Annotated in this window: 20 protein-coding genes; 9 read left to right on the top strand and 11 right to left on the bottom strand. The window is 70.1% G+C overall.

Going from position 1 to position 23,893, the window contains the following annotated elements; all coding sequences use genetic code 11:
- Window positions 1-11 precede the first annotated feature (11 nt).
- Window positions 12-1,778, bottom strand: a complete 1,767-nt coding sequence (gene ggt / locus GGR16_RS20775) for a gamma-glutamyltransferase (protein ID WP_183317892.1) — start codon at window positions 1,776-1,778, stop codon at window positions 12-14.
- A gap of 115 nt (window positions 1,779-1,893) precedes the next feature.
- Here ggt and GGR16_RS20770 point away from each other — a divergent pair, with 115 nt between their 5' ends.
- Window positions 1,894-2,535: a LysE family translocator gene (locus tag GGR16_RS20770; protein ID WP_183317890.1), complete on the top strand. Its 642-nt coding sequence runs from the start codon at window positions 1,894-1,896 to the stop codon at window positions 2,533-2,535.
- Between the two features lie 17 nt (window positions 2,536-2,552).
- Here the strand turns inward: GGR16_RS20770 and GGR16_RS20765 are convergent, their stop codons facing one another.
- The 5 genes from GGR16_RS20765 to GGR16_RS20745 all read right to left on the bottom strand — a co-directional run bounded on the left by GGR16_RS20765 (window position 2,553) and on the right by GGR16_RS20745 (window position 6,100).
- On the bottom strand, window positions 2,553-3,131 hold the full coding sequence (locus tag GGR16_RS20765) for a LemA family protein (RefSeq protein WP_183317888.1): 579 nt from the start codon (window positions 3,129-3,131) through the stop codon (window positions 2,553-2,555).
- A 31-nt stretch (window positions 3,132-3,162) separates the two neighbouring features.
- A complete protein-coding gene (locus GGR16_RS20760) occupies window positions 3,163-3,645 on the bottom strand; it encodes a hypothetical protein (RefSeq protein WP_183317886.1) in 483 nt (160 codons plus the stop codon).
- 9 nt (window positions 3,646-3,654) lie between these two features.
- On the bottom strand, window positions 3,655-4,839 hold the full coding sequence (gene rlmN, locus GGR16_RS20755; protein ID WP_425486592.1) for a dual-specificity RNA methyltransferase RlmN: 1,185 nt from the start codon (window positions 4,837-4,839) through the stop codon (window positions 3,655-3,657).
- Between the two features lie 193 nt (window positions 4,840-5,032).
- The gene (locus GGR16_RS20750; protein ID WP_156332723.1) at window positions 5,033-5,584 is read right to left on the bottom strand and encodes an invasion associated locus B family protein; all 552 of its coding nucleotides are present in this window, start codon (window positions 5,582-5,584) and stop codon (window positions 5,033-5,035) included.
- A gap of 144 nt (window positions 5,585-5,728) precedes the next feature.
- On the bottom strand, window positions 5,729-6,100 hold the full coding sequence (locus GGR16_RS20745) for a YkvA family protein (protein ID WP_425486590.1): 372 nt from the start codon (window positions 6,098-6,100) through the stop codon (window positions 5,729-5,731).
- 251 nt (window positions 6,101-6,351) lie between these two features.
- Between GGR16_RS20745 and GGR16_RS20740 the strand changes: the two genes are divergently transcribed.
- Both GGR16_RS20740 and GGR16_RS20735 read left to right on the top strand, forming a co-directional pair.
- Window positions 6,352-7,137 carry an SDR family NAD(P)-dependent oxidoreductase gene (locus tag GGR16_RS20740; RefSeq protein ID WP_183317884.1) on the top strand — a complete coding sequence of 262 codons (786 nt, stop codon included), beginning with the start codon at window positions 6,352-6,354 and terminating at the stop codon, window positions 7,135-7,137.
- Between the two features lie 216 nt (window positions 7,138-7,353).
- On the top strand, window positions 7,354-8,343 hold the full coding sequence (locus GGR16_RS20735) for an HWE histidine kinase domain-containing protein (RefSeq protein ID WP_343059880.1): 990 nt from the start codon (window positions 7,354-7,356) through the stop codon (window positions 8,341-8,343).
- Here GGR16_RS20735 and thpR read toward each other — a convergent pair whose 3' ends face one another.
- From thpR to GGR16_RS20720, 3 genes are all read right to left on the bottom strand, one after another.
- On the bottom strand, window positions 8,344-8,919 hold the full coding sequence (thpR, locus tag GGR16_RS20730; RefSeq protein ID WP_026014895.1) for an RNA 2',3'-cyclic phosphodiesterase: 576 nt from the start codon (window positions 8,917-8,919) through the stop codon (window positions 8,344-8,346). It lies immediately after the preceding gene.
- 196 nt (window positions 8,920-9,115) lie between these two features.
- On the bottom strand, window positions 9,116-10,162 hold the full coding sequence (locus GGR16_RS20725; RefSeq protein ID WP_019400845.1) for an aldo/keto reductase: 1,047 nt from the start codon (window positions 10,160-10,162) through the stop codon (window positions 9,116-9,118).
- Window positions 10,163-10,226: 64 nt separating this feature from the next.
- Entirely contained in the window at window positions 10,227-10,877 is a 651-nt protein-coding gene (locus GGR16_RS20720; RefSeq protein WP_019400844.1) for an arylesterase, read from the bottom strand.
- A 61-nt stretch (window positions 10,878-10,938) separates the two neighbouring features.
- Between GGR16_RS20720 and GGR16_RS20715 the strand changes: the two genes are divergently transcribed.
- The 3 genes from GGR16_RS20715 (at window position 10,939) to GGR16_RS20705 (ending at window position 15,211) form a co-directional block, all read left to right on the top strand.
- The gene (locus GGR16_RS20715) at window positions 10,939-11,658 is read left to right on the top strand and encodes an ABC transporter ATP-binding protein (protein ID WP_019400843.1); all 720 of its coding nucleotides are present in this window, start codon (window positions 10,939-10,941) and stop codon (window positions 11,656-11,658) included.
- 8 nt (window positions 11,659-11,666) lie between these two features.
- Window positions 11,667-14,246, top strand: coding sequence for an ABC transporter permease (locus tag GGR16_RS20710; RefSeq protein WP_183317882.1), 2,580 nt, complete (start codon window positions 11,667-11,669; stop codon window positions 14,244-14,246).
- 179 nt (window positions 14,247-14,425) lie between these two features.
- The gene (locus GGR16_RS20705; RefSeq protein ID WP_019402366.1) at window positions 14,426-15,211 is read left to right on the top strand and encodes a Bax inhibitor-1/YccA family protein; all 786 of its coding nucleotides are present in this window, start codon (window positions 14,426-14,428) and stop codon (window positions 15,209-15,211) included.
- A 113-nt stretch (window positions 15,212-15,324) separates the two neighbouring features.
- On the opposite strand, the gene GGR16_RS20700 is transcribed toward GGR16_RS20705, so the two are convergent.
- On the bottom strand, window positions 15,325-15,774 hold the full coding sequence (locus tag GGR16_RS20700) for a DUF2794 domain-containing protein (RefSeq protein ID WP_019402365.1): 450 nt from the start codon (window positions 15,772-15,774) through the stop codon (window positions 15,325-15,327).
- 375 nt (window positions 15,775-16,149) lie between these two features.
- The gene (locus GGR16_RS20695) at window positions 16,150-16,758 is read right to left on the bottom strand and encodes a peroxidase-related enzyme (protein ID WP_019402364.1); all 609 of its coding nucleotides are present in this window, start codon (window positions 16,756-16,758) and stop codon (window positions 16,150-16,152) included.
- A gap of 110 nt (window positions 16,759-16,868) precedes the next feature.
- Between GGR16_RS20695 and GGR16_RS20690 the strand changes: the two genes are divergently transcribed.
- The 3 genes from GGR16_RS20690 to GGR16_RS20680 are packed head-to-tail and all read left to right on the top strand — an operon-like array spanning window position 16,869 to window position 23,792.
- A complete protein-coding gene (locus GGR16_RS20690) occupies window positions 16,869-21,731 on the top strand; it encodes an NAD-glutamate dehydrogenase (protein WP_425486589.1) in 4,863 nt (1,620 codons plus the stop codon).
- Entirely contained in the window at window positions 21,724-22,392 is a 669-nt protein-coding gene (gene bluB / locus GGR16_RS20685; protein WP_183317880.1) for a 5,6-dimethylbenzimidazole synthase, read from the top strand. The genes GGR16_RS20690 and bluB overlap by 8 nt, the downstream gene beginning before the upstream one ends.
- The gene (locus GGR16_RS20680; RefSeq protein WP_183317877.1) at window positions 22,392-23,792 is read left to right on the top strand and encodes an MFS transporter; all 1,401 of its coding nucleotides are present in this window, start codon (window positions 22,392-22,394) and stop codon (window positions 23,790-23,792) included. Before bluB ends, GGR16_RS20680 begins: the two co-directional genes overlap by 1 nt.
- Window positions 23,793-23,893: the final 101 nt, after the last annotated feature.

Below are 23,893 nucleotides of genomic sequence, written 5' to 3'. Positions count from 1 at the left end.
CGGGCCTCTTGTCAGTAGCCGGCGGCGAGCGTACCGCGCTGGCGCGTGTCGGACGCGCCGGCGAGCCCCTCCGGCGTCACCATGATCGAATTCGCCGAGCCCGAGGTGGCGCCGACGGTGATCTTCTGGCCGCGCGCGGTCAGGATCTTCAGCGTGTCGGGAGACAGACCGCCCTCGGCCAGCAGCCGGTCGGGCTGCCACTGGTGGTGGATGCGCGGGGCGACCACCGCCTCGGCGAGGTTCATGCCGAAGTCGACCACGTTGACGATGACCTGCAGCACCGTGGTGATGATGCGGCTGCCGCCGGGGCTGCCGGTGACGAGCACGAGCTTGCCGTCCTTGAACAGGAAGGTGGGCGTCATCGAGGAGAGCGGGCGCGCGCCCGGGGCGACGCTGTTGGTCTCGCCGCCGACGAGGCCGTAGGCGTTGAGCGCCCCGACCTTGGCGGCGAAATCGTCCATCTCGTTGTTCATCAGCACGCCGGTGCCGGCGGCGACAAAGGCGGCGCCGTAGGAGAAGTTGAGGGTATAGGTGTTGGCGACCGCATTGCCGTCCTTGTCGACCACCGAGAAATGCGTCGTCTGGTCGCTTTCGTGCGGCAGGGGATCCCCGGCCTTGACCTCCTCGGCGCGGCGGGCGCGGTCCTTGTCGAGCGCGACGCGCAGGCTGTCGGCATAGAGCTTCGACGTGAGGCCCCGGACCGGCACGTCGACGCGGTCGGGATCGCCGAGCCAGGCCGCCCGGTCGGCATAGGCCGGCTTCATCGCCTCGGCCATGACGTGCAGCGCGTCGGCGCTGCCGGCGCCCATGGCGGCAAGATCGAAGCCCTCGAGGACGTTGAGGATCTGGACGAGATGCACGCCGCCCGAGCTCGGCGGCGGCATCGACACCACCTCGTGGCCGCGATAGGTGCCGCGCACGGGCTTGCGCTCGATGACTCGATAGCGGGCAAGATCCTCCACCGTCATGACGCCGCCCGCCGTCTTGACGGAGGCGGCGATCTTCTCGGCCACGGGGCCGCGGTAGAAGGCATCCGGCCCTCCCCTGGCGATGGCGGCGAGCGTGTCGGCGAGATCGGTCTGCACCAGGCGTTCGCCGCGGTGAAAGGGCCGGCCGTCCTTCAGGAAGATGGCGGCCGTCGCCGGATCACGGCCGAGACGGGCCGCGGCCTGCGGCAGCGAATCAGCGAGGTCGTCCTCGACCGCGATGCCCTCGCGCGCCAGCCGCTCGGCCGGGGCGACGAGATCGGCGAGGGTGAACTTGCCCGAGCCGTATTTCTCGAGCGCATGGGCAAGGCCGAGAACAGTGCCCGGCACGCCGACGGCGAGGCCCGAATCGCGTGACTTCTTCGGGTCCGGCTCGCCCTTCTCGTCGAGGAACATGTCGCGGTGCGCGGCGGCGGGCGCGCTTTCGCGATAGTCGATGGCGACGGTCTCGTTGCGCTCGGCAAGATGCACCAGCATGAAGCCGCCCCCGCCGAGATTGCCCGCCCGCGGCAGCGTCACGGCGAGCGCGAAGCCGACCGCGACCGCCGCGTCGACGGCGTTGCCGCCCTTGCGCAACACCTCGACGCCGACGCGCGTCGCCTCGGCCTCCTGCGAGGAGACCATGCCGTTCGGCGCGATGACCGGCAGCAGCCGCGCCTGGGCGGAGAGGATGGGCTGGCCGGCCGGGGGCGTCGCCGCCGGCTGCTGGGCGAGGGCGAGCGGGGCGGCGACGGCGATGGAAGCGGCGGCAAGAAGCGCCTGGAGCGGCCGGATGGTGCGGAATGACGTCATGGATCTCCTCCACATGCGAAAGTGGAGGTTAGCGTCTTGTCCGCATGCTGATAAACATGCCGCATGTGGTGCGCGCCGTGGAAAAGTGGCAGCCGCTGCCCATACGAGGTCTCGCATGACGTTCCTGCCCGATCCCGCCGTCCTCATCGCCTATTCGCTGGCCTGTTTCGTGCTGTTCGTCACGCCCGGGCCGGACATGAGCCTCTTCCTCGCCAAGACGATGGCCGAAGGGCGGCGCTCGGGCATCGCCGCCATGCTCGGCGCGCTCACCGGCTGCTGCGTGCACACGTTGCTCGCGGCGCTCGGCGTCTCGGCCCTGCTCGCAGCCTCGGCGACGGCCTTCACCATCCTCAAGGTGGTCGGTGCGCTCTACCTGCTGTGGCTCGCCGTGGATGCCGTCCGCAACGGCTCGGCGCTCAACGTCAAGGCGGGGGCGCGCCCGCCGGCGTCCTTCGCGCGCACCTTCCTCCTCGGCATCGGCGTCAATCTCACCAATCCGAAGATCGTGCTGTTCTTCGTGACCTTCCTGCCGCAGTTCGTCGCGGCCAGCGACCCCCATGCCTCGGCCAAGCTCGTCTTCCTCGGCCTCTACTTCGTCGCCTTCTCGCTGCCGCTCGCCGTGCTGCTCATCCTGGCGGCGGACAAGGTGGTGCACGCCCTCAAGGGCCGCCTGCGAATCATGCGCGGGCTCGACTTCGCCTTCGCCGGCCTCTTCGGCGCCTTCGCGCTGAAGATCCTCGCGACCCAGGGCCGCTGACGGGAGAACGCCTGCCGTCAGCTGTTGCGCGGCCGATCGAAGGTCTCGATCATGAGCGGCTGGGGCCCGAGGAAGGCGAGCGCCACCCAGCGGTCGGGCACGCGGCTGATCGACAGGTTGTAGTTGCGGGCGAGGCTCACGAAATCGCTGCGGGCGACGACGATGCGGTTCTCGCGCGTCTCGAGCGCGTCGAGCACCTGCCGGATCTCGGGGTTGGAGCGCCGGTCGGGATAGAGGTTCATGAGGTCCATGACCTTGCCGAGCGCACGGGAGAGGTTGTCCTGAGTGTCCATGAAGGTCCGGAAGCGTGCGGGATCCGTCGGCGCCTCCGGCTGGGGCGGCAGGGCAAGAACCGCGGCCTGCGCCTCGCGCAGCCGCTCGATGAGAGCCCCCTGGGTGGTGTTGACCGTCTCCACCATGGCGATGATCTCGGGCACCATGTCGGCGCGGGCACGGAACTGCTGCTCCACCTCGCGCCAGGCCTCGCGCGCCGCCGCGCCGTAATGCGGCGCATTGTTGGCGCTGACGGCCACCCAGGCAGCGGCCGCCACGATCACGGCGAGGCCGGCAACGAGCGCAAATCGGCGCGAGATCATCGACTGAACTCCTTCTTGAAATGATCTGGCCTCATGCCGGAGGCTCGCCGCGCTCGACGCCGGCCGTGCGGCCGGCGATGAGCCAATAGACGAGCCCCGACAGCGTGCCGGTGAGAAACAGAAGCAAGGTGATGCGCAATTCGCCCTCGCCGGCCCGGCCGGCGCCGGCCGCCCACGGCACGGCGGCGCTGATGGCGCCGCTCGCCCCGCCATACCAGACGAAGGAACGCCAGCCGCCGATCTCGCCGACGACCGCCGCGACCACCGGCGGCAGGACGAGCACCATGAGCGCCATCGTCCACAGCGCGGCGCCGATGGCGAGCGCCGCCGCATCCGGCGCGCCCTCGCTCATGATGGCGTCGAACAGGGCGAAGAAGCCGGCAAAGCCGAGCCCGGCGATGAGCTCGTGCATGGCGGGCTCGCCGAGGCCGGCGATGACCATGAAGATGAAGCCGGCCGTGATGGCGGCCCCGAGCGCGAAGGCGACGACGGCGAGCCGGGCGAGAAAGCGCATGAGGGGCCTTTATTCGGCGGCGGAGAACATGCCCTCGGCGCCGATGCCGGATTCGAGCATCATGCGGGCGCGGGCCCTCAGCTTTTCCGTCTCGCTCTTGAGCTGGCCGCAGGCCGCCAGGATGTCGCGGCCGCGCGGCGTGCGCACGGGGCTCGCATAGCCGGCGTCGAACACGATCTGCGAGAAGCGCTCGATCGTCTCCCAGTCCGAGCATTCGTATTCGGTGCCCGGCCAGGGATTGAACGGGATGAGGTTGATCTTGGCCGGGATGCCCTTGAGCAGGCGCACGAGGGCGCGGGCGTCCGCCTCGCTGTCGTTGACGCCCTTCAGCATCACATACTCGAAGGTGATGCGCTTGGCGTTGGAGACGCCGGGATAGGTGCGGCAGGCCTCGAGCAGCTCGGCGATGGGATATTTCTTGTTGAGCGGCACCAGCACGTCGCGCAGGTCGTCGCGCACGGCGTGCAGGGAGATGGCCAGCATGCAGCCGATCTCCTCGCCGGCGCGGGCGATCATCGGCACGACGCCGGAGGTCGACAGCGTGATGCGGCGGCGGCCGATGCCGAGGCCCTCGTTGTCGCAGACGACGTCCATCGCCGCCTTGACGTTGTCGAAGTTGTAGAGCGGCTCGCCCATGCCCATGAGGACGATGTTGGTGACGAAGCGCCCGCCGTCGCTCGGCACGAAGGCGCCCTCGGGCGGGCTCTCGTCCGGCCAGTCGCCGAGCCGGTCGCGCGCGACCATCACCTGGGCGACGATCTCGGCGGAGGTGAGATTGCGGACGAGCTTCTGCGTGCCGGTGTGGCAGAAGGAGCAGTTGAGCGTGCAGCCGACCTGGCTCGAGACGCAGAGCGTGCCGCGATCGACCTCGGGAATGTAGACGCACTCGATCTCGGCGCCCTTGTCGAAGGGGCCGGTCGAGGGCATGCGCATGAGCCACTTGCGCGTGCCGTCGCGCGAGACCTGCTCGGTGACCACCTCGGGCCGCGCCAGCGTATAGGCGTCGGCGAGCCGCGCGCGCAGGCCCTTGCCGATGGTCGTCATGACGTCGAAGTCGCGGGCGCCGCGCAGGTAGATCCAGTGCCACAGCTGGCCGACGCGCATGCGCAGCTCGCGCTCGGGGATGTCGAGCGCGGCGAGGCTGTCGCGCAGCTCCTGGCGCGTCATGCCCACGAGCGAGGGCTTGACGGGCATCGCCACGGGGCGCGGTTGTGAAGGGGCGCGGAGCGCCGCCTCCTGCGAGGGCACTTGCATGGGTCCGGTCCAAAACAGAAAGTCCCGGCGCTATAACACGCCGGGGCCGTCATCGTCACCTCGTGCCGGGCGCGCCACGCGCATCCGGCAACGATCGATCGCAGCCGGTCAGCCGCGGCCGCTCACTTGTCGCTCACTTGCACTCGTCGTTCACCCGCTTCAGCGCCTGGGTGAAGCCCTGGAGCGAATATTCATCGGTCAGCTTGTTGCCGCGGCGCGATTCAACGTTGATGACCAGCTTCGCGCCTCGCTGCAGGGACGTGATCACCTGGCCCTCCTGCGCCGGGTCCTTGACCCAGGCGTTCTCACCCTTCGTCACGAGCGCGAAGGCCGCATCGCCCACCGTCGCACGGGCGTCGACATTCTCGCGCGTGGGGAAGCCCATCACGAAGCTGACCTCGTTGCGCACGTTCTCGGCCGGCCGCTTCGACACGAAGAGATAGGCCGGATCGCGGTTGAGGCCGGCCGGCAGGCGCTGCTTGGGCTGGGTCATGGCATAGCACACGCGCGCGTTGCCCTGACCGGAGGCATAGGCGCCCCAGTCGCCATAGGTGGCAAGCAGCGTCGCCTGGCCGCCGGCCGCGCCCTGCGCCGCCGCCGGCTGGCTCGCGACGAGGGCAGCGGCGACAGCCGCGCCGATCATGAAAAGGCCCGCGCCGGGCCGCGCCGAGAATCCTCGAATCATCAGAGCGTCACACTCCCTCGTTCGAGTGGAACACATCCCGCCCGGCGCCTCCTAGGCGTCCGGAAGGGGGCGAAATTATGGTCGCGCCGGCAGGCATCGGTCCCGGTGCGCAGCCGTTCATGAAGCCGAAACGTTAATCGAATTTTATTGAGAGATTATTTCCCGCGCGCGGCGCCTGTGATCATCGGTGATGGCGCCCGCCACCATGGCGATCGCGGCGGCGAGGACGGCCATATCGTCGCTGAAGCCCAGGAGCGGCAGGAAATCGGGAACGGCATCGGTCGGCAGGATGAAGTAGCCGAGCGCGCCGAGCAAGGTGAGCTTGACGCGGCGCGGTGTCGCCGGGTCGGTCGCACAGAAGTAGACGGCGACGAGGTCCTCGGCGAAGGGGGTATTCGCGGCGACACGGCGCAGCGCCTTCCAGAAGCGGCGCGTGACGCTCTCCTCGTCGCGCACCGCACGCCGCATGGCCTGCATCTCCTCGCGCGTCAGCGGGCGCGCGATCGTCTCGTCCATTCCCTGTCTCCTTCACGGGCGACAGCGCATCGCCCACCATCGGCTCTGGTGCCGCAAGACCAAGGCCAGAAGATGGTTTGCCAAGGCCGGCCACACAAGGTTTCGCGACCGGCGTCCCATCGGCATTGGCACCGGCGCACCGCCCACGGCGTTTGCACCAGGCCCGAGGTGCGCTAAACCCCGAAGGAGCATCGGACCCTGGCACATCCCGGCAAAGCTTGCCGGCAAGAGAACACGAGGGAGGAGCAGGCATGAAGCTCGACGCATCGATGGCCGCCATCGTCACCGGCGGGGCCTCCGGCCTCGGCGAGGCCACGGCGCGCATGCTCGCGGCGGCTGGCGCCAAGGTGGCGATCCTCGACATGAACGAGGAGCGCGGGCGGGCCGTGGCCGAGGATATCGGCGGGCTCTTCGCGCGCACGGACGTCTCGGACGAGGCTTCCGTCGATGCCGCGCTCGCGGCGGCCAGAGCCGCCCACGGGCCGGCGCGGATCGTCGTCAACTGCGCCGGCATCGCCCCCGGCAAGCGCACCGTGGCGAAGAAGCGCGACACCGGCGAGCCCGTCGCTCACGATATCGCGACCTTCGCCCGCACCGTCGCGATCAACCTCGTCGGCACGTTCACCGTGGCGGCCAAGGCGGCCGCCGATATGGCGGCCCTCGCGCCCGTCACGCCCGACGGCGGGCGCGGCGTGATCGTCTGCACGGCCTCGGTCGCGGCGACCGACGGGCAGATCGGCCAGGCGGCCTATGCCGCCTCCAAGGCGGGCGTGGTGGGCATGACGCTGCCGGTGGCGCGCGACCTTTCGACGCTCGGCATCCGCGTCATGACGATCATGCCCGGGCTGTTCGAGACGCCGATGTTCGCTTCCGTCCCCGAGGATTACCGCACGGCGCTCGAGGCGAGCGTGCCCTTCCCGTCCCGGCTGGGCAAGGCGGAGGAATATGCCGCGCTCGTGCGCGCCATCATCGAGAACGACATGCTCAACGGCTCGGCCATCCGCCTCGACGGGGCCATCCGCCTCGCGCCGAAGTAGCAGCCGGCCGCGCGGCAAGGCCGGCGCGGCCTCGGCCCATTGCTGCCTCAATGCCGCGTTCTGTTGGCGCGCGTTCCGGCCGGGGGCCATTCTAGCCCTCCGGTGACCGGTCGCGCGAACCGCAGGAGACGGCATGACGGGAAACGGCAGCACGGGCGGTTGGTACGGCCCATCGTGAACGCGACCCTTGCTTCCCGGCCCGGGAGCGCCAGTGACGTGCTCGGGGCCTCGCAACGTTTCATCGATCTGCTGCCGGTCGCCATCTATGTCTGCGATCGGGACGGCTTCATCGTGCGGCACAACCGCTCCGCGGCCGAGCTGTGGGGGCGCGAGCCGGCGCCGCAGGACCGCTTCTGCGGCTCCCTCGCCCTTCGCGCGCCCGACGGCACGCCCATCGCGCATGCCTGCTGCCCCATGGCCGACGCCCTGAGGACCGGCCAGGCGGTGAGCGATGCCGAGGTGGTCATCGAGCGTCCCGACGGCGAGACGCTGTTCGTCCTCGTCAACATCGAACCGATCCGTGACGACTCCGGCGCGGTGGTCGGCGCCGTCAACTGCTTCCGCGACATCAGCGAGCGGCGGCGGATGCACGAGCGGCAGGAGCTGCTGCTGCGCGAGATGGACCACCGCGTCAAGAACCTCTTCGCGCTGGCGAGTGGCATCGTCGGTCTCAGCGCCCGGGGCGCCACGACCCCGCAGGAAACCGCCGAGACGGCCCGGCGCCGCCTCGAAGCGCTGGCCCGGGCCCACACCCTGACGCTGCCGGCCGCCGGCCTCGGCCGCGAAGAGGCGCGCAGCGCGACGCTTGCCGCCCTGATCGACACGATCGTCTTGCCGTTCGTCGACGCCCGTCCCGAGGAGCCGCGGATCGTCGTCGACGGGCCTGAGATCACCTTGGGCGGCGGGGGCCTGACCAGCTTTGCCCTGCTGCTGCACGAATTCGCCACCAACGCCGCCAAATACGGCGCGCTGTCCTCATCCCGAGGGCGCGTCATCGTCTCCTGGCGCACGGATGCGGACACGCTGCACCTCGTCTGGCGCGAGGAGGGAGGCCCCGCCGCGTCCGGCGGCACGGCGGACGAAGGCTTCGGCAGCGTGCTCGCCCGCAGCACCGTGCGCAGCCAGCTCGGCGGCTCCCTCGCCCGCGCGTGGCGGCCGGACGGCCTCGTCGTGACGCTGACAGCCCGGCTCGACCGCCTCGCCTGATCAGGCGCCGGCCGCCAGGCGCCGGCCCGACATGTAGGGATGACGCGATAGCGCGTAGGCGGCCTCGACGATGTAGGGGCCGCCGCCGACCGAGGCGCGCGAGGAGAACAGCACGAAGCGGTCGGCGGTGAAGGTCAGCGGCCGGAAGGCGCCCTGCCCGGCAAAGTAATCCGCGACATCGAGCGGCGAAGCATCGCGCAGCCGCGCCAGGGTGACGTGCGGCGTGAACTTGCGTGGCTCGGGCGGCAGGCCGGCGCGGCGCACGCAGCGCTCGTGGTCGGCCTGCAACTCGGTGAGCGCGGAGTTGAGCCGCACGCGCGCGACGATCGCCCGCGGCCGGCCGCCTCCGAAGGAATCCAGCATGTCGAGCGTCACCGTCACCGGCGGACGGTCGATGTCGGCGAGGGAATCGTAGATGTCCGCCGCCGTCGTGGCGTCGACGTCACCGACGAAGCGCAGGGTGATGTGATAGTTCTCGACATCGATCCAGCGCGCGCCGTAGAGGCCGCCGCGGTGGCGCGCGAGCGCCTCGGCGATGTCGGCGGGAATTTCGAGGCCGGTGAACAGACGAGGCATGGCCATCCTCCTTCGTTCCAGAGGCTTCGCGGCACCGGCAGCCGTCACGGATGCCGGGCTCCCCCTCCCGCTGGGCCTTGTATGCCGCAGGCGGCACCGGCCCTGGCGAATCGCTCCCTCACCCAAGGATCGCGCGCCCGCCCGCCCCTGTCCAGAGCGGGGCGGACCGCCTTCGGCCTGCTTCGGCGCCGCGGCCTCAGGGGCAGGGATTGCCCTGGCGCTGGTGGATGGCGTCGATGCGGGCCTCGACCTCCTCGGTGATCTTCACGTCGAGGGCGTCGATGTCGGTGCGCAGCTGCTCCATGGTCGTCGCGCCGATGATGGTCGCGGTGACGAAGGGCCGGCTGGTTGCGAAGGCGATCGCCATCTGCGCCGGGTCGAGACCGAGGTCTGCAGCCAGCGTCACATAGGCGTCGACCGCCTCGGCCGCGCCGGGCTTCTCGTAGCGCTGCAGCCGATCAAAGAGCTGCTTGCGGCTGCCGGGCGGCAGGGCGCCGTCGCGGTACTTGCCGGTGAGGTAGCCCTGGGCGAGCGTCGAATAGGCGAGAAGGCCGACGTTCTCGCGCATGGCGATCTCGGCGAGGCCCACCTCGAAGGTGCGGTTGACCAGCGAATAGGCGTTCTGGATCGACTGCACCCGCGGCAGGCCCTTCACGGTTGCGTGATGAAGGAAGGTCATCGTGCCCCAGGCGCTCTCGTTGGAGAGACCGATGTGGCGGACCTTGCCGGCCTTCACGAGGTCACCGAGCACGGCGAGAATCTCGTCGATCGGGTTCTCCGGCCCCTCGGCGGCGCGGAAGATGGTGGGGTTGGAGCCGAACTGGGTGACCGCCCGGTCCGGCCAGTGCAGCTGGTAGAGGTCGATGTAGTCGGTCTGGAGCCGCTTGAGGCTCTTGTTCACCGCCTCCTCGATCTGCGCCCGGTTGAGCTCGCCCTTGCGGCCGCCGTCGCGGAACCAGTCCATGTCGGTGCGGCCGACCACCTTGGTGGCGAGGATGACCTTGTCGCGATTGCCGCGCGCCTTGAACCAGGAGCCGATGACGCGTTCGGTGGCGCCCTGCGTCTCGGCCTTGGGCGGAATCGGATAGAGTTCGGCGGTGTCGAAGAAGTTGATGCCGCGCTCGAGGGCGTAGTCCATCTGCGCGTGGCCTTCGGCCTCGGTGTTCTGCTCGCCCCAGGTCATGGTGCCGAGGCACAATTCGCTGACCATGAGATCGGTGCGGCCGAGTTTGCGGTAGTTCATAAGGCAGTCCTCATCGTGCGGCGCCATGGCGCCGCGTCTGGCCCTTGCAAGAGAAAGCGGCCGGTCAGCCGCGGGGAGGCAGGGAGGACACGAAACGCTCGACCGTCGGCAGCATGCGCGCGACGATGCGTTTCACGCCCTCGGCATTGGGGTGCAGTCCGTCGGGGAGGTTGAGGCCGGGATCCGCCGCCACCTCTTCGAGGAAGAAAGGATAGAACACGAGGCCGTGTCGCGCCGCAATATCCTTATAGATGGCGTCGAAGCGGCGCCTGTAATCCTCGCCGAGGTTCGGCGCGGCCACCATGCCGACCAGCATCACGGGGATGTTGCGTGCCTTGAGCCGCGTGACGATGTCCTCGAGCGCCTTGCGCGTCACCTCCGGCGACAGACCCCTCAGCATGTCGTTGGCACCGAGCGCCAGGATGACCGCATCGGTCCCCTCCGGCACCGACCAGTCGAGCCGTGCGAGGCCGCTCGAGGCGGTATCGCCGGAGACGCCGGCATTGGCGATCTCGACCTCCACGCCCCGCTCGCGCAGGGCCTTCTCGAGGACGACGGGGAAGGCCGCCTCCTGCGGCAGGCCATAGCCCGCCGTCAGACTGTCGCCGAGGGCGACGAGGCGCAGCGGCTCGGCGAGCGCGCCGCCGGCCGGGGCAAGGACCAGCATCACATGAAGGAGAGCGAGCGGCAGGGCGCGACGAAGACGTTTGATCATCCCGGACCAGGTCCCATATGACGGGGTGTTCTCATACCCCTCAGCCTCGACGGATCGATTGATGGACAGCGCGACGGATCTGACGCCACCTGCCGATATGGTCATTTCCCTCGCGGATGTCCATTTGAGCCTCGGACGCGGCGCCGCGCGCGTGCACATCCTCCAGGGCGTATCGCTCGGCGTGCGGCGCGGCGAGGCCGTGGGCCTCGTCGGCCCGTCGGGCTCCGGCAAGTCCACCCTGCTCATGACCATGGCCGGGCTCGAGCGGCCGGACAGCGGCACCGTGACCGTCGCCGGCAAGGATCTCGCCCGGCTCGACGAGGACGCGCTCGCCCGCTTCCGCGGCCGCAACGTCGGCATCGTCTTCCAGTCCTTCCATCTCGTGCCGACCATGACGGCGCTCGAGAACGTCGCCCTGCCGCTCGAGCTCGCCGATGCGCCCGACGCCTTCGCCCGGGCCGAGGCGGAGCTTGCGGCCGTCGGGCTCGGCGAGCGGCTGCATCACTATCCCTCCCAGCTGTCGGGCGGCGAGCAGCAGCGCGTCGCCATCGCCCGCGCCATCGTCGCCGACCCGGCCATCCTCGTCGCCGACGAGCCGACCGGCAATCTCGACGAGCGCACCGGGCGCGGCATCGTCGACCTCCTCTTCGCGCTCAAACGCGACAGGGGTGCGACGCTCGTCCTCGTCACGCACGACATGGGCCTCGCCGAGCAGTGCGACCGTGTCGTGCGGCTGCGCTCCGGCACCGTCGTGCCGGACGAAGCGCCCGTGAGCGCATGAGGGCGGCCATGCACGGTTTCGTCGGCGCCTCTGCGTCCCGCCCCGGCCCACGCCTGCCGCTCGTGCTGCGCCTCGCCCTGCGCGAGCTGCGCGGGGGCGTGCGCGGCTTCGGCGTGTTCCTCGCCTGCATCGCGCTCGGCGTCGCAGCCATCGCCGGCGTCTCCTCCGTTTCGCGCAGCCTGACCGAGGGCCTTGCCGTGGAGGGGCGGCGCATCCTCGGCGGCGACCTCTCCTTCAGCCTCGTGCAGCGCGAGGCGAGCCCGCAGGAGCGCGCCTTCCTCGACGCTGCGGGGCGCGTCTCCGCCATCGCCACGTTGCGCGCCATGGCGATCGCGACGAACGGCGAATCCGCCCTCGTCGAGGTCAAGGCCGTCGACGGGGCCTATCCGATGATCGGCGCGGTGGAGAGCGAGCCCGCCGCCCCGGTCGCGGAGCTGCTCGCCGCGCGCGACGGCACCTATGGGGCTCTCGTCGACCCCGTCCTGCTCGATCGCCTCGGCCTTGCGGTCGGCGACGTCGTCAGCCTCGGCAACGCCCGCGTCGCGCTCCGGGCGCGCCTCGTCTCGGAACCGGACAAGATCGCGGCCGGCGTCGGCTTCGGCCCGCGGCTCCTGATGTCGCAGGAGGGGCTCGCGGCGAGCGGCCTCGTGCAGCCCGGCAGCCTCGTGCGCTGGACCTACCGCGTGGCGTTGCCCGCTGCGAGCGGGGGCGAGCGCGCCCTGGAGCGCCTCGAAGCCGAGGCGCGGCAGCGCCTGCCCGATGCCGGCTGGCAGATCCGCTCGCGCAACAACGCCTCGCCGCAGTTCGCCCGCAACATCGAGCGCTTCACGCAGTTCCTCACCCTCGTCGGCCTCACCGCCCTCATGGTCGGCGGGGTCGGCGTCGCCAATGCGGTGAACGCCTTCGTCGAACGCAAGCTGCATTCCATCGCCACGCTGAAGAGCCTCGGCGCGCCGGGCGGGCAGGTGGTGGCCGTGTACCTGACCCAGGTCATGATCATCGCCGCGGTCGGCATCGCCATCGGGCTCGTTATCGGCGCGGCGATGCCCTTCGCCGTGGCCCAAGCGGCCAAGAGCCTGCTGCCCCTGCCGCTGACGCCGGCGCTCGCCCCGCTCGAACTCGCCGTCGCCGCGCTCTACGGCCTCCTCACGGCGCTTGCCTTCGCGCTCGGCCCGCTCGGCCGGGCCCACGACGTGCCGGTCTCGGCCCTGTTCCGCGACGAAGTCGACCCCGCCGCGAAGGGGCCGCGTTTGCGCTACCGGCTCGCGAGCCTCGCGGCCGTCGCGGCGCTGGTGGTGGTCGCCGTCGTCTTTGCCTACGACCGGCGCGTCGCGCTCATCTTCATCGCCGCCGCGGCGGGTGCCTTCCTGCTGCTGAGGCTGGTCGCGCTCGGCCTCATGGCGCTCGCCCGCCGCCTGCCGCGCCCACGGCGCACGGCGCCGCGCCTTGCGCTCGCCAATATTCACCGGCCGGGTGCGCTGACGCCCTCGCTCGTCCTGTCGCTCGGCCTCGGCGTGACGCTGCTCGTCGCGCTCGCGATGATCGACGCCAATATCCGCGGACAATTGACGCGCGCCCTGCCGGCCCAGGCGCCGAGCTTCTTCTTCCTCGACATCCAGAACGGCGAGGCCGACCGCTTCGAGGCCTTCCTCGCCCGCGAGGCGCCGCAAGGGACGGTGGACCGGGTGCCGATGATGCGCGGCCGCGTCGTCTCGCTGAAGGGCATCCGGGCGAGCGACTACAAGGCGCCGGAGGAAGCCGCGTGGGTGCTCGAGGGCGACCGCGGCATCACCTATGCCGCAACGCCGCCCGAGGGCTCGACCGTCGTCGCAGGCGAATGGTGGCCAGCCGATTACGCGGGCGAGCCGCTCGTTTCCTTCGACCGGGAGCTTGCGCAGGAGCTCGACCTCGCCGTCGGCGACCGGCTCGTCGTCAACGTGCTCGGGCGCAACATCGAGGCCAGGATCGCCAACCTGCGCACGGTGGAATGGCGCACGCTCGGCATCAATTTCGTCATGGTGTTCTCGCCCAACACCTTCGCCGGCGCGCCGCATACGCATCTTGCCACGCTCACCGCGAACGGGGCGGGCGAGCGGATCGACGAAGGCGCGGTGATGCGGACGCTCGCCAAGGAATTCCCGATGGTAACAAGCGTGCGCGTGCGCGATGCGCTCGATGCCGTCAACGACGTCGTCAGCCAGCTCGCCGTCGCCGTGCGCGCCGCGAGCTCCGTGGCGCTTGCGGCGAGCCTGCTCGTCCTCGGCGGGGCGCTGGCCGCCGGCCATCAGGCCCGGCTGCACGATGCCGTCGTCCTCAAGACCCTCGGGGCGACGCGCGCGCGGCTGATCAGCGCCTTCAGCCTCGAATACGGCGCGCTCGGCATCGCGACCGCCATCTTCGGCTTCATCGCCGGCACCATCAGCGCCTATGTCATCGTGACGCGCGTCATGCGCCTGTCGTTCACCTTCGAGCCGGGCGGGGCGCTCGTCGCGGCGCTGCTCGCCATCGTCGTCACCATCGGCCTCGGGCTCGCCGGCACCTGGCGCATCCTCGGCCAGAAGCCGGCGCCCTACCTGCGCAACCTGTGACCACCGCCGGGGCCGGAGGAAATTCGTCCGAGGGCCTCTTGTCACAGCGTCCCGGGCGCCGCTTTCCCGCGCCCGGCCACCGAATCAGCCTTGTAAGGCGGGCGCGTTCAGCCCATATTTCGGTGCAAGTGCGGCCTCCGGGCCGCGCCGTTCGTGTGATTTAGCTTCGAGAGGGAAAAATGTCCGATCTGAACCGCAACACCTATGCCTACGGCACGGGTGTCGCCCGGGCCGGGACCGCAGAGCTCGACCAGGGCCTGCGGGCTTTCATGCTCGGCGTTTACAACCACATGGTGCTGGGCCTTGCCGTCACCGGCCTTGCCGCCCTCGGCACCTTCATGCTCGCTGTGACGAACGACCCGTCGGCGGCCGTGGCGCAGATGCGCGGCGGCATCATGCTGACGCAGTTCGGCTACGCCCTCTTCGCGAGCCCGCTGAAGTGGGTGGTGATGCTGGCGCCGCTTGCGGCCGTGTTCTTCCTCAGCTTCCGCATCGCCAGCATGCAGCCGGGCACGGCGCGGGCGCTGTTCCTCGTCTATGCGGGGCTCGTCGGCCTGTCGCTGTCGTCGATCTTCCTCGTCTACACGGGCGCGTCCATCGTGCGCGTGTTCTTCATCACGGCGGCCGCCTTCGGTGCGCTGAGCCTCTACGGCTACACGACGAAGAAGAACCTCTCGGCGATCGGCTCCTTCCTGGTGATGGGCCTCTTCGGCCTCATCATCGCCATGCTGGTCAACCTCTTCCTGCAGTCGAGCGCCCTGCAGTTCGCCATCTCGGTGGTGGGCGTGCTCGTCTTCGCGGGCCTGACCGCCTGGGACACGCAGCGCATCAAGGAGATGTACTACGAGCTCGACGAGGGCGACGTCGCCGCCCGCAAGTCGATCCTCGGCGCGCTGATGCTGTACCTCGACTTCATCAACATGTTCGTGATGCTGCTGCAGCTCTTCGGCCAGTCGCGCGAATAAGCGCGGGCGCACAGCGAAGAAACCAGAAACCCCGGCTTGCCGGGGTTTCTTTTTGCGTCTGGCGAGCTCGGCCCGTGCGAGCTTCATCCTGCTGTAAACGGGGGATAGGCCGGCTACTGCGCCACGAGGCGCACGGGCTTGTCGAGAACCTGCAGCACGCGGGCGAGGTCATGCCCGCGCTTCAGGATGCGGCCGGAGGCCGAGACCACGCTATAGGCGCCCTGGCGGCGGGCGAGCTGCGGATCCTTCTCGATGCGGTAGAGCGGCACCTCGCTCGTTCGGCGAAAGACGGAGAAGACCGCCCGGTCCTTCAGGAAGTCGAGCGCGTAGTCGCGCCATTCGCCGAGCGCCACCATCCGCCCGTAGACATTGAGGATCTCCCTGAGCTCGCGCGCGTCGAACGAGACGACATTGGGCGCGCGGGACGCCGCAGGCGCGATCGGGTGCCCATGCGGCTGGGCAGGGCCCTGGTCCTTCCGCCGGGGGGTGAAGGGCACGACGGCCGCTCCGCCCCCGGTGCGAAAGGGATCGGAAGAGGGATCGCTCGTCTCCGTTTCGCTCATGACCTCCGTCCGGCTTGGCGAGGAGAGCAGGCGGGCTGCCCGCCTGCGTCATGTGCCTGTCATGATGCGACCGCCGCCGGGCCGGCGCAAGCCTCATCGCGGCACGGACCGGACCGGTGAGCGATACAGGCAAATCCGAAAGAAAAACCACAATTTAGCCGCAGAGCGGTCAATCAGGTGCCCTAGTGCGGGGCGATAAAAAGGACGTTGCCTCGATGGTCCGGCGCTCGCCGCCCTGGATCTAGTCAGCCCCCCAGCCCCCCGGGGTGGACGAGATGCCGGACCACTCGGTTCCGTGTAAGAGTAACTAGGGCCGGTGTCCCCGCACCGGCCCTATTCTTTTGCGCGCCCGCCCGCGAATCGCGGCCGCTGCCTCTAACGCGCCTCGGCGTGGTATTCGCGGTTCGGCCGCATGTCGACGGCCGAAGCCATCCGATTCGACATGTTGAAGAACGACGCGACGGCGGCGATGTCCCAGACCGCCTTGTCGTCGAAGCCGGCCTCGCGCAGCGCCTGCCGGTCCTCTTCGCCGATCTCGTGCGACCGTTCGGTCAGCTTCGCGGCGAAGTCCAGCATCGCCCGGTGGCGCGGGGAGAGGTCCGCCGCGCGGTAGTTCATCACCATCATCTCGCCGAGGACCGGATCCCCCGAGAGCTGGCGCACCGCTGCCCCATGCGCCGTTAGGCAGTAGTAGCAGCGGTTGATGCTCGACACGACGACGGCGATCATCTCCCGCTCCAGCTTACTGAGGCCGGACGGCGCCAGCATCAGATCGTTGTAGAAGGCGGCGAAGGCTTCGAGCTTGGCATTGTCGTGCGCATAGGCGGCGAGGACGTTGGGCACGAAGCCGAGCTTCTCCTCGCATTTCGCGAAATAGGCCTGCATCGGCGGCGACAATTCCCCCGGTGCCAACGACAGCGCCGTCGGCGCCGGTGCCACGTCCTGGCGGGCGGGCTTTTCCTCCTGCCGGTCGACTTTCGACATGCGCGCGTCTCCTCCTTCGCATTTCCTGCTGCCGCAATTGCCTGTGCGGCGTCCGGCCATGCCGAGAATGTCGGCCGCAAGGCTGCATTTGTCCACGACATGATCTAAGGATGAGCAGCTTCGACGCTGTCGGGAGGACGATGATGGAGCTCGCTGCGGCCGACAAACGGGCCGGACTGGTAAAAGCCATTGACGAAGCGCTCGATTCGATGGGTGAGGTCTTGCCACCCGGCTTCGTCGATCTCCTGATCGGCCGCGCCGCCCTCGAGGATCTCGCCGGCTATCCCGTCGCAAGCCTCGCCGCCCTTGCCGTCGCATCCTACCGCCACCTGACCGAGCCGCGCCCGGCCGGCCGGCACGACGTGCGCCTCATCGACCACGAGATCGAGCACGACGGGCACCGCCGCGACATCACCGTGGTCGAGGTCATCAACGACAACATGCCGTTCCTCCTCGATTCGACGCTCGCCGAGATCGTCGATCAGGGATACGAGCCCTATCTCGTCACCCACCCGATCCTCGCCGTGGAGCGGGGGGAGGACGGCGCCTTCCTGCGCTTTGCCGGCGAGGCGGCGGCCGGGGCGCCGCGCGGCGCGCGGCGCGAGAGCCTCATCCACATCCACCTGCCGCGAATCGACGACGAAGCGGTGCGCCTGAGGCTCACCCAGGGGCTCGAGGCGGTCTATACCGACGTCGAGCGGGCGGTGCGCGACTGGAGCGCCATGCGCGGGCGCCTCGCGGGTGCCGCCGAGGCCTACAAGATCAACCCGCCGCCCCTGCCGGCGGAGGAAGTCGCGGAGGCGGTGCGCTTCCTCGAGTGGATCGCGGCGGACAATTTCACCATTCTCGGCGTCCGGGAATATGGCTTTGCCGGCGGCGACGCCGGCTCGGCGCCGATCGAGGGCACCGGGCTCGGCATCCTGCGCGATCCGGAGGTGCGCGTGCTGCGCCGCGGGCGCGAGCTCGTCGTCATGAGCCCCGAGATCACGGCCTTCCTCGCCCGGCCGGTGGCGCTCATCATCACCAAGGCGAATGTCAAGAGCCGGGTGCACCGCCGGGCCCATCTCGACTACATCGGCGTCAAGCTGTTCTCGGAAGAGGGCGAGCTCGCCGGCGAGCTGCGCATCGTCGGGCTGTTCACGGCCAATGCCTATACCGGCTCGACCCGCACCATCCCCTACCTCAGGCACAAGGTGGCGCAGGTCATCCAGCGCGCCGGCTTCGACCCGGCGAGCTATTCCGGCCGCGCGCTCATGCACGTCCTCGAGGACTATCCGCGCGACGAATTGTTCCAGGTCGACATCGAGACGCTCTACCGCTTCTCGCTCGACATCCTGCACCTGACCGAGCGCCCGCGCGTGCGCGCCCTCGCCCGGCTCGACGAATTCGACCGCTTCGTCTCCGTGCTCGTCTTCATCCCGAAGGAGCGCTACGACACGTCCGTGCGCCGGCGGGTGGGCGAGTTCCTCGCCGAGACCTACCAGGGGCGCGTCTCCGCCGCCTATCCGAGCTATCCGGAAGGCCCGTTGGCGCGCACGCACTACATCATCGGCCGCGACGAGGGCAAGACGCCGGACGTCAGCCGCGAAACCCTGGAAGCCGGCATCACGGCCATCGTGCGCACCTGGGCCGACGCTTTGCGCAGCGCGCTCGAGAACACCGTCGGCGGCTACAAGGCGCGCGTCGCGGCCCAGCGCTATGCGGAGGCCTTCAGCGCCGCCTACCGCGAGGCCTTCTCCGGCGAGGCGGTGCTCAAGGACATCGGCATCCTCGAGCGGCTGTCCGACAAGCGGCCGCGGGCGGTCGACCTCTACCGGCGCGAGGGCGACGGCGAGGAGCGGGCCAACCTGAAGGTCTTCGCCCGCGGCGCCCCGATGCCGCTGTCGCAGCGCGTGCCGATGCTGGAGCGCTTCGGCTTCCGCGTCGTCAACGAGCGCACCTATCGCGTGCTGCCGGAAGGCGAGCCCAAGAGCGCGCAGGTGTGGCTGCACGACATGGCGCTGGAGCGCAGCGCCGGCGGGCCGATCGACATCGCCGGGCTCGAGCGCCCGCTGGAAGCCGCCCTCATGGCCGTCTTCCGCGACGGCGCCGAATCGGACGGCTTCAACGCGCTCGTTCTGGAGGCCGGGGCCAACTGGCGGGACGTCGCCATGCTGCGCGCCTTCGGCCGCTACATGCAGCAGATCGGCATCCCCTACGACCAGGACTACATCGCCGCCGCGCTCGCCCGCCAGCCGCAGATCGCGCTCGCACTCATCCGCCTGTTCTACGCCCGCTTCGACCCGCGCGGCGAAGAGGCGTCGCGCGCCGAAGACTGCGCAGCCGAGCGCGCCAGGATCGAGGAGATGCTGGCCGCGGTCACGAGCCTCGACGACGACCGCATCCTGCGCCGCTTCGTCAATCTGATGGAAGCCGCGGTGCGCACCAGCTTCTTCCAGCTCGGGCCGGACGGGCAGACGCGCGACCCCATCGCCTTCAAGTTCGAATGCGCCCGCGTCGACGGCCTGCCGCTGCCGCGCCCGCTCTACGAGATCTTCGTCTACAGCCCGCGCGTCGAGGGCGTGCACCTGCGCTTCGGCAAGGTGGCGCGCGGCGGCCTGCGCTGGTCGGACCGGCCGCAGGACTTCCGCACCGAGGTGCTCGGGCTCGTCAAGGCGCAGCAGGTGAAGAACGCCGTCATCGTGCCCGTCGGCGCCAAGGGCGGCTTCGTGCCCAAGCGCCTGCCGCCGCCGGGCGACCGGCAGGCGTGGCTCGCCGAGGGCACCGAGGCCTACAAGATCTTCGTCGGCACGTTGCTCGACCTGACCGACAATCTCGACGGCGAAACCATCGTGCCGCCGGCCGACACCGTGCGCCATGACGGCGACGACCCCTATCTCGTCGTCGCCGCCGACAAGGGCACGGCCACCTTCTCCGACATCGCCAACGGTCTTTCCGAGGCCCATCACCACTGGCTGGGCGACGCCTTCGCCTCCGGCGGCAGCCACGGCTACGACCACAAGGGCATGGGCATCACCGCCCGCGGCGCCTGGGAAGCGGTAAAGCGCCACTTCCGCGAGATGGATATCGACATCGGGAGCGAGCCCGTCAGGGTCGTCGGTGTCGGCGATATGTCCGGCGATGTCTTCGGCAACGGCATGCTGCTGTCGCAGGCCTTGAAGGTGGTCGCCGCCTTCGACCACCGCGACATCTTCATCGACCCCGATCCCGACCCGGCCGCGTCCTGGGCCGAGCGCAAGCGGCTGTTCGACCTGCCGCGCTCGAGCTGGCAGGACTACGACAAGAGCCTGATCTCCGAGGGCGGCGGCGTCTTCTCGCGCTCGCTCAAGGCCATCCCGCTTTCGCCGCAGATACGCACCCTGCTCGATCTCGACAAGGAGAGCGCGACGCCGAGCGAGGTGATGAACGCCATCCTCAAGGCGCGCGTCGACCTGCTCTGGTTCGGCGGCATCGGCACCTATGTGCGCTCGCAGGAGGAGGACAACGAGGACGTCGGCGACCGCGCCAACGACGCCATCCGCATCACGGGCGGCGAGATCCGCGCCCGCGTCGTCGGCGAGGGCGCCAATCTCGGCGCGACCCAGCGCGGGCGCATCGAGGCGGCGCGGCGGGGCGTCCGGCTCAACACCGACGCCATCGACAACTCGGCCGGCGTCAACACGTCGGACGTCGAGGTCAACATCAAGATCGCGCTCAGCCAGCCCGAGCGCGACGGCCGCCTGACGAGCGAGGCGCGCAACGCCCTCCTCGCCGAGATGACCGACGAGGTCGGGGCGCTCGTGCTGCGCAACAACTACCTGCAGACGCTCGCCCTGTCGCTGGCCGAGCGGCACGGGGTGGGCGAGATCGGCTTTGCGCGCCGCCTGATGCAGGTGCTCGAACAGCACGGCCGGCTCGACCGCACGGTCGAGAACCTGCCGGACGATACGAACCTCGCCGAGCGCGAGCAGCGCGGCGAGGGCCTGACGCGGCCGGAGCTCGCCGTGCTTCTCGCCTATGCCAAGCTCGCCCTGCACGACGCCTTGCTCGACAGCACCGTGCCGGACGAGCCGTATCTTGCCCGCGAGCTGGCGCGCTACATGCCGGGGCCGGTGCGCGAGCGCTTCCCCGATGCGGTGGAAGGCCATCGCCTGAGGCGCGAGATCATCGCGACGCAGCTCGCCAACGCCATCGTCAACCGCGGCGGGCCGACCATCGTCACGAAGCTCGCCGACCAGACGGGCGCCGACGCGCCGGCGATCGCCACGGCCTATGCAGCGACGCGCGACGCCTTCGGCCTCACCGAGCTCAACGCCGCTATCGATGCCCTCGACGGCAAGGTCAGCGGGGCGCTGCAGCTCAGGCTCTACGGCGAGCTGCAGGACATGCTGATCGGCCAGCTCGCCTGGTTCATCCGCAATGTCGATCTCGCCGGCGAGGATCTCGATGCCGTCGTGGCGCGCTACCGCGACGGGCTGGCCGAGATCGCGGCCTATCTCGACGCCATCCTGCCCGCCGCTGCGCGGGAGGGGCTCAGGGAGCGCGCCGAGGCGCTCGTGGCCCAGGGCGTGCCGGAGGAGCTCGCGGGACGCCTCGCGGCGCTGCCCGTGCTCGCGGAAGGCCCCGACATCGTCAGGGTCGCCACGCTCGCCGGCCGGCCGGTGCGCGACGTGGCCGCCACGCATTTCGCCGTGGAGGGCATCTTCCGGCTCGGGGCGCTCGCCGCGCAGGGACGGGAGATCAAGGTGGCCGATTATTACGACCGCCTGGCGCTCGACCGGGCCATCGACGGCCTGTCCGACGCTCACCGCCGCCTGACGGCCGAGATCGTCGCCGACGGCTCCGGGCCGCAGGCCATCGAGGCGTGGGAGGAGCGCCGCGGCAGCGAGGTCACCCGCATCCGCAACACCGTCGAGACCATCGCCGCCTCCGGGCTGACGCTGTCGAAGCTGACGGTGGCGGCAAGCCTGCTCGGCGATCTCGCCCGTGGCTGATGCGGGCCATGGCACCGGCGGCTTCGCGCCGCCGGTGTTCGATGCGGCCTTTCGCGCCCGCCTCGCGGAACTCGTCGCCTGGCGGCGCGACGTGCGCCGTTTCCTCCCGACGCCCGTCGACAGGGACGCGATCAGCGCCCTCCTCGCGCTCGCCGCGCAGGCGCCGTCCGTCGGCAATGCGCAGCCGTGGCGCTTCGTCATGGTCGACGAACCGTCCCGGCGGGCGGCGGTGCGCACCAATTTCGAGCGCTGCAACGCCGAGGCCCTTTCGGACTATGCCGGCGAGCGGGCGCAGCTCTACACCCGGCTGAAGCTGGAAGGCCTCGCGGAAGCACCGGTGCACATCGCCGCCTTCTGCGACGAGGGGGCCGACACCGGTCACGGCCTCGGCCGGCGCACCATGCCGGAGACATTGCATTATTCCGTCGTCACCGCGATCCATACCTTCTGGCTCGCGGCGCGGGCAGCCGGGCTCGGCGTCGGCTGGATCTCGATCCTCGATCCCGGCGAGCTGACGGCGGCGCTCGACGTGCCGGCACACTGGCGCTTCATCGGCTATCTGTGCGTCGGCTATCCTTGCGAGGAACACCTCGATCCCGAACTCGTGCGCCACGGCTGGCAGGACCGGCTGGCGCCCGACAGCACCATCCTGGAGCGCTGATGACCGCCGTGACGACCGACGCGCCGCCCGAGCCGAGCCTTGCCGCGGCCTATCCGCCCCGGCGCTCGGTCGTCGCCTGGCTCTTCTTCGACTGGGCCTGCCAGCCCTTCTTCACGCTGATCACGACCTTCGTGTTCGCGCCCTATTTCGCCGCGCGCCTCGCCGCCAACCCGGCCGAGGGGCAGGCGCTGTGGGGCTATGCGACGGGCCTTGCGGGGCTCACCATCGCCCTTGCCTCCCCCGTCCTCGGGGCGATTGCCGATGCGAGCGGGCCGAAGAAGCCGTGGATCGCCGCCTTCGGCGCCATGATGGCGCTCGCCAGCGCGGCCCTGTGGTGGGCCGCGCCGGGCGTGCCCTTCGCCGTGCCGCTCGCCCTCGTCGCCTTCGCCATCGGCACGATCGGGGCGGAATTCGCGACGGTGTTCAACAATTCCATGATGCCGCGCCTCGTGCCGCCGGAGAAGCTCGGGCGCCTGTCCGGCACCGGCTGGGCCACCGGCTATGTCGGCGGGCTGATCTCGCTCGTCGTCACGCTCGGCTTCCTCGCCGCGAGCCCGGAGACCGGGCGCACGCTCCTGGGCCTCGTCCCGCTCTTCGGCCTCGATCCGGCGACCGCCGCAGGCGACCGGGCGGCGGGGCCGCTGACGGCGCTGTGGTTCGTCGTCTTCGTCATGCCCATGTTCCTGCTGACGCCGGACGTCCCGGCAACGGGAGCTTCGCTGCGCGAGGCGGCCGGGCGGGGCGTGCGCGCGCTCGCCGACACGATTGCCCATGCGAGGCGGCACGGCTCGGTCATGCGCTTCCTCCTCGCCAACATGGTCTACCAGGACGGGCTCGTGGCGCTGTTCGCCTTCGGCGGCATCTACGCGGCCGGCGTCTTCGGCTGGGGCACCATCGAGATCGGCATCTTCGGCATCCTGCTCACCATCACCGGCACCATCGGCGCCTTCGTCGGCGGGCGCCTCGACGACGCCATCGGCTCGAAGCCGGTCATCCTCGGCGCGCTCAGCGTCCTCATCGCCTGCTGCATCGGCATCCTGTCGCTGTCGAGCGACCGCATCCTCTTCATCGTGCCGGCGGAGCCGCCGCAGCCGGGCGACGGGCTCTATGCGAGCCTGCCGGAGAAGGTCTATCTCGGGCTCGGGCTCCTCATCGGGCTCGTGGCGGGACCCATGCAGGCGGCCTCGCGCAGCCTCCTCGTGCGCCTCGCGCCGCAAGGGCGCGCGGGCGAGTTCTTCGGCCTCTTCGCGCTGTCGGGCAAGGTCACGTCCTTCCTCGCGCCGACCATGGTCGCCATCGCCACGCAGGCGAGCGGCACGCAGACGGCGGGGCTCGCCGTGCTCGTCCTCTTCTTCGGTACGGGCGCCCTGATCCTCATCGGCGTCAACCAGCGGACGTAACCGGCCGTTCACCCTCGCGGCCGAAAGCCGTTTTCCGGCAAGAGCCTGTTCACCGCCGTGAGGCTTCAATCGCCACCGACGTTCGCGAGAAGACGAACAGG

It is taken from the genome of Chelatococcus caeni (assembly GCF_014196925.1).
Lineage (GTDB): Bacteria > Pseudomonadota > Alphaproteobacteria > Rhizobiales > Beijerinckiaceae > Chelatococcus_A > Chelatococcus_A caeni.
This window is presented reverse-complemented; position numbering and strand designations above follow the sequence as displayed.